The 9,825-nt window shown below is 73.4% G+C and carries 8 protein-coding genes; 1 reads left to right on the top strand and 7 read right to left on the bottom strand.

Annotation, left to right across the window (positions count from 1 at the left end; genetic code table 11):
* Positions 1 to 353: 353 nt before the first annotated feature.
* The 7 genes from ACFWNV_RS37730 to fahA form a co-directional block, all read right to left on the bottom strand.
* Positions 354 to 3,023 carry a fumarate reductase/succinate dehydrogenase flavoprotein subunit gene (locus ACFWNV_RS37730; protein ID WP_383956234.1) on the bottom strand — a complete coding sequence of 890 codons (2,670 nt, stop codon included), beginning with the start codon at positions 3,021 to 3,023 and terminating at the stop codon, positions 354 to 356.
* 10 nt (positions 3,024 to 3,033) lie between these two features.
* Positions 3,034 to 3,774: an ABC transporter ATP-binding protein gene (locus tag ACFWNV_RS37725; RefSeq protein WP_383956232.1), complete on the bottom strand. Its 741-nt coding sequence runs from the start codon at positions 3,772 to 3,774 to the stop codon at positions 3,034 to 3,036.
* A gap of 230 nt (positions 3,775 to 4,004) precedes the next feature.
* Positions 4,005 to 4,862, bottom strand: coding sequence for an ABC transporter permease (locus ACFWNV_RS37720; protein WP_383956229.1), 858 nt, complete (start codon positions 4,860 to 4,862; stop codon positions 4,005 to 4,007).
* Positions 4,859 to 6,250 carry an ABC transporter substrate-binding protein gene (locus ACFWNV_RS37715; RefSeq protein WP_383956226.1) on the bottom strand — a complete coding sequence of 464 codons (1,392 nt, stop codon included), beginning with the start codon at positions 6,248 to 6,250 and terminating at the stop codon, positions 4,859 to 4,861. The genes ACFWNV_RS37720 and ACFWNV_RS37715 overlap by 4 nt, the downstream gene beginning before the upstream one ends.
* Positions 6,251 to 6,267: 17 nt before the next feature.
* Positions 6,268 to 6,495, bottom strand: coding sequence for a ferredoxin family protein (locus ACFWNV_RS37710; protein ID WP_030710222.1), 228 nt, complete (start codon positions 6,493 to 6,495; stop codon positions 6,268 to 6,270).
* 44 nt (positions 6,496 to 6,539) lie between these two features.
* Entirely contained in the window at positions 6,540 to 7,316 is a 777-nt protein-coding gene (locus ACFWNV_RS37705) for a GntR family transcriptional regulator (RefSeq protein WP_383956223.1), read from the bottom strand.
* A 150-nt stretch (positions 7,317 to 7,466) separates the two neighbouring features.
* Entirely contained in the window at positions 7,467 to 8,690 is a 1,224-nt protein-coding gene (gene fahA, locus ACFWNV_RS37700; RefSeq protein ID WP_383956220.1) for a fumarylacetoacetase, read from the bottom strand.
* Positions 8,691 to 8,830: 140 nt separating this feature from the next.
* On the opposite strand from fahA, the gene ACFWNV_RS37695 reads away from it, so the two are divergent.
* The gene (locus tag ACFWNV_RS37695; RefSeq protein ID WP_383956216.1) at positions 8,831 to 9,637 is read left to right on the top strand and encodes an HAD family hydrolase; all 807 of its coding nucleotides are present in this window, start codon (positions 8,831 to 8,833) and stop codon (positions 9,635 to 9,637) included.
* The last annotated feature ends 188 nt before the right edge of the window (positions 9,638 to 9,825 follow it).

The following is a 9,825-nucleotide window of genomic DNA, read 5'->3' as shown; positions in this document are numbered from 1 at the left end:
GCCTCCGGCCGGGGTGTGTCTTTTCAGCCGTCCGGCGTTTGAGGACCGGGGTCTGGGGCGGAGCCCCAGGGGGGTCCGGGCGCAGCCCGGCACCCCGCTTTCAGCCCGTCCGGCGTTTGAGGACCGGGTCCGGGCAGAGCCCGGGGACTCCCTCAGCCCCGCCGGCGTTTGAGGCGCGGGTCCGGGCAGAGCCCGGGGAACGGTGGAAGGGTGGGTAGGGGAACTCCGCCCGCGCAGCGGCAAAGGGGACTTCGTCCCGCGCAGCGGCAGAGGCAGCGGGTGCTGCGGGGACTGTGCCCCGCGCAGCGGTGAAGGGGGCTGCGGGGGCTTCGCCCCGCGTAGTGGGGCGGGGGCTACAGGCGGGTGGCGTAGGCGCGGACGTCTGCGTCGGGGTCGGTGGTGGCTGTGGCCAGGGCGGCCAGGGCCGATGGGTCGGGGCGGTGGGCGCGCAGGGCGAGGACCGCGGCTTTGCGGACGTCCGCGTTCGGGTCGGACAGCGCGAGCGAGAGGGGCGGCACCGCCACCGCGGGAGGGGCCGAGGACAGTCCGGTGGCGGCTCCGGCACGGACCTGCCAGGCGGGGTCGGAGAGGGCGGAGACGGCCCGCGCCGCGTGGCCGCCGGTCAGGGCCACTGCCGCGAGCGCCGCCGCCCGGACCAGGGGGTCGGGGTCCGACAGGAGCGGGGGCAGGGCGGAGCCGGCGCGGAGGGTGCCCAGGGCCTTGGCGACGGCGACGCGGACCTCCCGGGAGGGGTCTCCGGCGGCCGGAGCCAGCGCGGCCGCCGCGTCCACGGAGACCAGCGCCCGCACCGCCTGGATGCGGACGTCGACGTCGGCGTCGCGCAGGGACTGCTCGTACAGGCCGGGCTCCCCGAGCCGCAGGACCCGTAGGGCTTCGAGCGCCGCCGAGCGGACCGCCGGATCCGCCACCGCGAGGCCCGCCCGCAGGGCGGCTCCCAGGGCGGGGTCGGGCGCGAGCACCTCCAGGAGTTCGCGCAGCGCCGCCGCCGCGGCCGCGCGGACCGCCGGGTCGGGGTCGGCGAGCCGCGCCCCGAGGGCGGGGCCGGCCCCTTCCGGGACGGTTTCGCCGAGTACGGCCACCGCTGTGGCGCGGACCGCCGGGTCGGGGTCGTCGAGGTAGGGGAGGAGGGCGTGCAGGCCGGGGGCCTCCTCCGCGAGGGAGAGGAGCTCCAGGATCCGGGGCGAGCCCGGGGCGGTTGCGGTGTCCCGGCCGGCCGCCGCGGGGGCCGCGGCCCGGCCTCCGGCCAGGGCCACGCCGACCAGTTCGACCTCGCCCAGGTGCTGCGAGGGCCCGCCCGTCGGGGTGAACTCCGCAACCGGCACCAGGTACGGCTCGACCGGCCGCGCCGTGAACTCCATCGCCCCCGAAGGGGACTTGCGCAGGTCCAGGTGGTGCAGCCAGCCCGCGTCATCGCGCTCGGGGTGGTCGAGCCGCTCGTGGTACAGCCCCCAGCGGGATTCGGTGCGGGCGAGCGAGGCCCGCGCCGCCATCTCCGCGCAGTCCCGGATGAAGGAGACCTCCGCGCAGCGCATCAGCTCGTGCGGGGTCGTGGCCCCCATCTCGCCGATCTCCCGCTCCATCCGGGTGAAGGCCTCCACGGCGAGCGAGAGCTTCGCGCCGGTCTTGGGCGGGGCCACGTAGTCGTTCACGAACCGCCGCAGCTTGTACTCGACCTGCGGCTGCGGCGGACCGTCCGGGTGGCGCAGCGGCCGGTAGATCAACTCGTGGGCGGCGGCGAGCTGGTCGGCGGGCAAGTCCCCTTCGTACGGCCGGTACTGGGCGGCGTCCGCCCCCGCCAGATCGCCGAAGACGAAGGCGCCGATCATGTAGTTGTGCGGTACGGAGGCCAGGTCCCCGGCCGCGTACAGCCGGGGCACGGTGGTGCGGGCGTGGTCGTCGACGCGGACGCCGGAGGCCGAATGGCCGCCGCACAGCCCGATCTCCGAGATGTGCATCTCGATGTCGTGCGTGCGGTAGTCGTGGCCCCGGTTCGCGTGGAAGGTGCCGCGCGTCGGCCGCTCGGTGGTGTGCAGGATCGATTCGACGGCGGCGACGGTCTCCTCGGGCAGGTGGCTGAGCTTGAGGTACACCGGGCCCCGGTCGGAGGCGAGTTCGGCGGCGAACTCCGACATCATCTGCCCCGACCAGTAGTCGGAGTCGACGAACCGCTCGCCGTGCCGGTTGACCTGGTAGCCGCCGAAGGGGTTCGCGACGTACGCGCAGGCCGGGCCGTTGTAGTCCTTGATCAGCGGGTTGATCTGGAAGCACTCGATGCCGGTGAGCGCGGCGCCCGCGTGGTAGGCCATCGCGTAGCCGTCACCGGCGTTGGTGGGGTTCTCGTACGTCCCGTAGAGGTAGCCGGAGGCCGGGAGCCCGAGCCGTCCGCACGGGCCCGTCGCGAGGATGACGGCCCCCGCCCGCACGGTCACGAAGGCGCCGGTACGGGTGTTGAAGGCGGCCGCGCCGATCGCCCGGCCGTCCTCGGGATCGGTCAGCACGCGGACCGGCATGACCCGGTTCTCGATCCGGATCAGCTCGCGCATCTCACGGCGGCGCAACTGCCGGTACAGCACCTTCTTGACGTCCTTGCCCTCCGGCATGGGCAGCACGTACGAACCGGAGCGGTGGACCTGGCGGACGGCGTACTCGCCGTGCTCGTCCTTCTCGAACTTCACCCCGTACGACTCCAGGCGCCGCACCATGCCGAACCCGCGGGTCGCCGTCTGGCGGACCGTGGACTGGTCGACGATCCCGTCGTTCGCCCGGGTGATCTCGGCGACGTAGTCGTCCGGGTCGGCGCGGCCCGGGATGACCGCGTTGTTGACCCCGTCCATGCCCATGGCGAGGGCGCCGGAATGCCGTACGTGCGCCTTCTCCAGGAGCAGCACCCGCGCACCGGCCTCGGCCGCGGTCAGCGCCGCCATCGTGCCGGCGGTGCCACCGCCGATGACGAGGACGTCGCAGGTCAGTTCCTCGGCGTCGGCGATCGCGGGGAGATCCATGAGGGGCCTTTCAGAGAGAGTCGAGGATGCGGCGGCGCAGTGCGGAACGGTCCGCCGTACGCGAGCGCGGATGCGGTACGTCGATCAGCTCGCCGGTGGCGAGGAGCGCGACGCGGTCGCCGAGATGCAAGGCCTCGTCCACGTCATGGGTGACGAAGACGACGGTGGCGCCGGTACCGGCCAGGACCGTGACGAGCAGGTCCTGCATCTCGGCACGGGTCTGGGCGTCCAGCGCACCGAACGGCTCGTCCATGAGGACGGCGCGGGGAGCGGCCGCGAGCGCACGGGCCAACTGGACGCGCTGGCGCTGGCCGCCGCTGAGCTGGTGCGGATGCTTGTGCGCGTGGTCGGCGAGGCCGACGCGGGCCAGCCAGTCGGTGGCGATGCGGCGGCGCTCCGCGCGGGGCGTCTTGCGGATGGCGAGGGGCAGTTCGACGTTGGCCCGGACCGTGCGCCAAGGGAGCAGGGCGTCGTCCTGGAACACCAGGGCCCGGTCGGCGTGCGGGCCCGTCACCGGGGCGCCGTCCTGGGTGACGGCGCCGGCGAGCGGGGGCAGCAGCCCGGCGAGGGTGCGCAGCAGAGTCGACTTCCCGCAGCCGGAGGGCCCGACGACGGTGAGGACCTCGCCCGGGGCGACGGCCAGCCCGAGCCCGTCGAGAAGCGGCACGGACGCGGGGCGGCCCAGGCGGACGCCCTCCAGGCGGAGGGCGGCGCCGGTGGGTGGGGCGGGGGTGAGGGTTTCTGTGGCCATGGCCCTTCCTGTGGCTGCGGGGGTGGTCGTGGGTGCGGGTCCCGGGGGGCCGGGGTGGCGTGCGTATCGTCGGCTGGCTGTGCGCTTGGGGTGGGCCCTGCGGGGCAAGGTCCCCTACCCGCCCTTCCACCGTTCCCCGGGCTCCGCCCGGACCCGCGCCTCAAGCGCCGGCGGGGCTGGGTGTGTCCCCGGCCCCGGCACCGACCCACCGCAGCCGTGCCCCGCACCGACTACCCGTCACGCACAGGTCGTCGCCGCAGAACATCCAGCCTCGCCGGCGTTTGAGGCGCAGGGGTCCGGGGACTGGTCCCCGGCAACGGTGCTGAGCGAGAGGGGAGCCACCGCGTCAGGTGGCGGCCCGTGCGCTCGACGGCCGTCGAGGTGAGCCAGCCGAGCGCGCCGATCGTGGCCATGCCGACGAAGACCCCGGGGTAGTCCACGACGGTGTAGTCCTGCCAGGTCCGGTAGCCGACCCCGTACTCACCCGAGATCATCTCCGCGGAGATCACGCAGATCCACGACACCCCGATGCCGACCGACAGCCCCCCGAAGATCCCGGGGAGCGCCCCGGGGAGGACCACCGAGAAGAGGATCCGGCCGCGGCTGCCGCCCATCGTCAGGACGGCCTCCTCCCACACCGGTGCCAGCGCGGACACCGCATGCCGCGTGGAGACGAGCACCGGGAAGAACGCCGCCGCGCAGGTGATGAAGACGATCCCCTGCTCGTTGGACGGGAAGAGCAGGATGGCCACCGGCACCAGCGCGATCGCCGGTATCGGCCGTAGGACTTCGAAGAGAGGCCCCAGCAGGTCCGCCGCGAGCCGGGAGCGGGCGATCGCCGTGCCCGCCGCCACCCCCAGGACGGCCGCCAGTGCGAAGCCCGTCACGATGCGCCGCAGGCTGAAGCCGAGGTCCTGCCAGTAGGGGCCGGTCGTCGCCCGCTCGGCGAACGTCGAGGCCACCTCGCCCACCGTCGGGAACTGCTCGAAGCGGAGCCACAGGTTGATGTCGAGGGAGGTGAGCAGCTGCCAGGCGACGAGGGCCGCGGCGAGCGAAGCCAGCCGCAGCAGCCGACGGCGGGCCGTCATGACGCGAGGGATCCAGCCGCGGCCGAGGCCGCAGCGGAGGCTTCGGCGAAGGACACGATCCGCGCCCCTGACCCCGCCCGCTGCTCGGCGTACGCCTTCGCACCCGCCGCGGTGACGAACGCCCGCAGTGCGGGGCCCTCCGCCACCCAGACCGCCTTGTCGGCGAACCAGAGCGTGCCCGTCACCGCGTCCGGGACGTAGGCCGCCCGGACCCCGCCCGGCCCCGCCGCCGCGAGGGCCTTCAGCAGGGCCGCCGGGGTGTCGAAGGCCTGCGTGCGGTTGCCTTCCTTCAGCCACAGCTCCGGCCGGGCCGGCGCGGCGGCCGGGAACTCCGCGCCCGCCCCGGAGCCCGCCGCGACCCGCGCCAGCGGCGCGGGGTCCACGAAGGCGTCCACGTCGACGGAGTCCACCAGCTTCGCCGCCTTGAGGACGGGCACGTCCTCCTTCAGCGCCGCCAGCAGTTCGGGACGCAGCGCCGGGTCGAAGGTGGCGATGCCGTTGGCCCCGTTGTAGAGGTACACGACCTCCGCGGGCAGGCCGGTCTCCTTGGCCACCGCCTCGGCCGCGACGACCGGCTGGGTGCGCAGGTACTCGGTCGCCTTGCGCTGGGCCCGTAGGAAGTCGTCCAGTACGGCGGGGCGTTCGGCCGCGAACTTCTCGCGGACCGTGACCCCGTGGAAGGTCGGCAGGTTCAGCTCGGCCCCGTCGTACAGGGCCTTGGCCCGTCCCTCGAAGGCCAGTTGGCCCGGCCAGGCGACGAACTGCGACAGGGCGTCGACGCTGCCCGCCTGGAGGGCCGAAGCGCCCACGCTGGGCTGCTGGTTGAGCTTCTCGATGCCCTTCTCGGGATCGATGCCGGCGCGCTGCAGGGCCCGTACGAGGGTCCCGTCGGCGGCCGAACCGACCGAGGTGGAGACCTTCTTCCCCTTCAGGTCCGCGAGGGATCCCAGCTTCGAATCGGCTGCGGTGACCACGGTGTTGAGGCCGCCGCGCAGGTTGTAGCCGGTGACGGAGACGAGGCGGGTGGGCTGCTTCAGCTCCTTGCCGCGCGCCGCGTTGATGAGGAGGGGGAAATCGCCCATCGAGCCGATGTCGATCTTCCCCGCGGTCATCTGGGCGGTGATCGGCGCGCCGGTGGCGTAGTCCTGCCAGTCGACCTTGTAGGTGACCCCGTCCTTCTTGCCGCGCGCCGCGAGCTCCTGCTCGAAGTACCCGAGGGAGCGCAGGAGCGTACCGGCGGTGACGGTGTTGATGGTCTTGGACTGGTACCCGACGGTCACCGTGACCGTCTTGGATCCGCCGTCCGCACCGGAGGCGGCGCCGCACGCGGTGGCCAGCGGGAGGCTCAGCAGGAGCACGGGAGCGAGGGCTTTCGTATGCGTACGCATCGGGAGCGGGCGGCCTTTCACCGGAGCAGATAGGGCATGTTGACGGTCACCGCGCCGGTGGGACAGCGGGCGGCGCACGGGCCGCAGTACCAGCACTCGTCCACGTGCATGTACGCCTTGCCGTTGTCCTCGCGGATCGCGAGCGAGTCGAGCGGACACATGTCGACGCAGAGGGTGCAGCCGTCGATGCACAGGGACTCGTCGATGGTCACGGGCACGTCGCCGCGCTGGGGGACCAGAGGCATGGCTGTCTCCAGGAAGGGAGGGAGGGGGGAAAGAACGGAGGGGGTTACGCGCCGGCAGTGCGGTGCAGCAGGCCGCTCATGGTGATCCGGTCGCCGCGGAAGCGGATGAACTCAAGGTCCACGGGCCGGCCGTCGCCGAGGTGGGTGAGGCGCTCCAGCATCAGGACGGCGGCCCCGCGCGGGGCCTGCAGGACGGCGGCGGAGTGCGCGTCGGCGTTGACGGCTTCGAGGGTGATCTCGGCGTGGCCGAGCGGCTGCCCGGTCAGGGACTCCAGCAGCCGGAAGACGTCGGTGTTCTCCAGATCGCAGCCGATCAGGTCCGCGCCGATGTCCAGGGGGACGTACGTGAGGTCGAGCGAGAGCGGCAGCCCGTCCAGGAGGCGCAGCCGCTCGATGTAGAGCACGTCGGAATGCTCGGGCAGGCGCAGCCGGGCGGCGACCGGGGCCGGGGCGCGGACGGGGCCGACGGTGCGGACCTCGTTGGTGACCCGGCCGTGTTCGTGGAGGGTTTCGGCCAGGCCCTGGAGGCGGTCGAGGCCGTGCGGGTACTTGGCGCAGACGATGACGGTGCCGACGCCGGGGCGGCGTTCGACGAGCTGCTCGCCGCGCAGCAGGTCGAGGGCCTGGCGCACGGTGTTGCGGCCGGCTCCGTAGTCGGCGGCGAGGGTGTCCTCCAGGGGGAGGACGCCGGTGGGGTAGCCGCCCGCCAGGATCTGGTGGCGCAGCAGGTCGGCGAGCTGTCGCGCCTGGTCCGCACGCAGCCGCCGGCGGCGCGCGGCGGCGACCGGGACGGTGTGTTCGCGGGTGCGTTCGGCTGGCATGGCACGGAACATACCGAGGGGGCCGGGCCGGTGGTGTTGCCGCAGTGTTGCGCCACCCGCGGGTGCCGGCGTAGGGCTACGACCTGCGCGAACGGCGGGGCGGCAGAAAGATCCGCCACCCCGCCGTCAGCAGTCGTCCCGCAATGTGGGCTAGCGGGCGTCCACGATCCGGCCGGCGACCTCGCCGAGGCCCACGCGGGTGCCGTCGGCGCCCGGCGCCCACGCGGTGAGCGTGACGGTGTCCCCGTCCTCCAGGAAGGTGCGCTTGCCGTCGGCGAGCTCGATGGCGTCGCGGCCGTTCCAGGTGAGCTCCAGCAGCGAACCGCGCTGCCCGGTCTCCGGACCGCTCACGGTGCCCGAGCCGTACACGTCGCCGGTGCGCAGGGAGGCGCCGTTGACGGTCATGTGGGCGAGCTGCTGGGCGGCGGTCCAGTACATCGACGCGAACGGCGGCTGCGCCACCTCCTGCCCGTTGATCGAGACCGTGATGCGCAGGTCGAAGCCGCCGGGGCGGTCGGCGCCGGAGTCGTCGAGGTAGGGCAGGAGCGGGAAGTCCCGGACCGGCGGGGCGACCCGGGCCGCGTCCAGGGCCTCCAGCGGGGTGACCCAGGCGGATACGGAGGTGGCGAAGGACTTGCCGAGGAACGGGCCGAGCGGCACGTACTCCCAGGCCTGGATGTCGCGCGCGGACCAGTCGTTGAGCAGGAACAGCCCGAAGACGTGCTCCTCGAAGTCGGCCAGTGCCACCGGGCTGCCCTGCCGGGAGGGGGTGCCCACGACGAAGCCGACCTCGGCCTCGATGTCGAGCTTCACGGACGGACCGAAGACGGGCGCCGGGTCGGCGGGGGCCTTGCGCTGGCCGCTCGGGCGGACGACATCGGTACCGGAGACCACGATCGTGCCGGCGCGGCCGTGGTAGCCGATGGGCAGGTGCTTCCAGTTGGGGGTCAGTGCGTCCCCGTCCGGCCGGAAGATCTTGCCCACGTTGGTGGCGTGGTGCTCGCTCGCGTAGAAGTCGACGTAGTCGGCGACCTCGTACGGCAGGTGCAGCGTGACGTCTTCGAGCGGCAGCAGGTGCGGCTCCACGGAGGGCCGGTGGCCGGGGTCGGTGACCCAGGCGGTCAGCGCGCGGCGCACGTCCTTCCAGGCGGTGCGGCCCGCGGCGAGCAGCGGATTGAGCGAGGGCTGCCCGAGCAGTCCGGCGTACGGGGACCCGAGCGCGGCCGCGGCCGCCCCGGCGTCGAGCACGTACCCGCCGATGCGGACACCGATCCGGCGTCGCTGCTCTCCGCCGGTGGAGAACACGCCGTAGGGGAGGTTGTGCGGCCCGAACGGGTCGCCCTCGGGGAGGTCGAGGGGGCTCTGCTGGGGCATGGGGTGCTGCCTCGCTTTCGACGCGGCCCGGGGGTGTCCCGGGGGCTGGTTGACACGTTACGGGGCTGGTGGGGCGTGCGGGAGGCCGGATTCGGGCAGTATTTGTAGGACTTGTCCGAGGGGGTCCGTATCCTTGACACGTGACTTCCGCCCTCCCCTATGCACTCGTGGCCACCGACCTGGACGGGACTCTGCTGCGCGCCGGAGACACCGTCTCGGCCCGCTCCTACGCCGCTCTCGCCACCGCCCGCGCGGCCGGAGCCCGGCACATCATCGTGACAGGCCGCCCCGTCCCGCAGGTCCGCCACGTCCTGGACGGCCTCGGCTACACGGGCCTCGCGGTGTGCGGGCAGGGAGCGCAGGTCTACGACGCCGCGGCCGGACTCCTCCTGCACTCCGTGGCCCTGGACCGGGAGCTGGCCGAAGTCGCCCTCGGGAAGATCGAGGCGGAGGTCGGGGAGGTCTACGCGGCGGTCAACCAGGAGGGCGTCGACGCGGAGATGCTGATAGGGCCGGGCTACCGGATGTGGCACCCGCACCTGCCGGTGGTCGCGGTGGCCCGGCGGTCCGACCTGTGGGCCGCGCCGATCAACAAGGTCCTCCTCCAGCACCCGCGGCTGTCCGACGACGAGCTGACGGAGACCGCGCGGGGGGTGGTCGGGGACCTGGTCAACGTCACCATGGCGGGGGAACACACGGTGGAGCTCCAGCCCCCGGGCATCGACAAGGCGAGCGGGCTGGCGGTGGCGGCGGCCCTCCTCGACGTCACCGGGTCGTCCACGATCGCCTTCGGCGACATGCCGAACGACATCCCGATGTTCGCTTGGGCGGGGCACGGGGTCGCGATGGCGGGGGCGCACCGGGAGCTGCTTGCCGTCGCGGATGAGGTGACCCTCTCGAACGAGGCGGATGGGATTGCGGTGGTGCTGGAGCGGTTGTTCGCGTAGTCCTGCGGCGCCGTTGCCGGGGACTCTGTCCCCGGACCCCCTGCGCCTCAAACGCCGGCGGGGCTGGGTTGGTGCCGGGGCTCGCGTGCTGCGTGGGGTGGGCGGTGCCGGGGTCGGGGTGGGGTGTTGGCCTGGACTGCATGATTTAGGCGCCCTGCCCCCAACAATAGAAAATTTTTGCTTCCCAT

The organism is Streptomyces sp. NPDC058401 (assembly GCF_042722885.1).
GTDB lineage: Bacteria > Actinomycetota > Actinomycetes > Streptomycetales > Streptomycetaceae > Streptomyces.
Note: the sequence above shows the minus strand (reverse complement) of the source record. Positions and strands in the feature narration are given on the sequence as shown.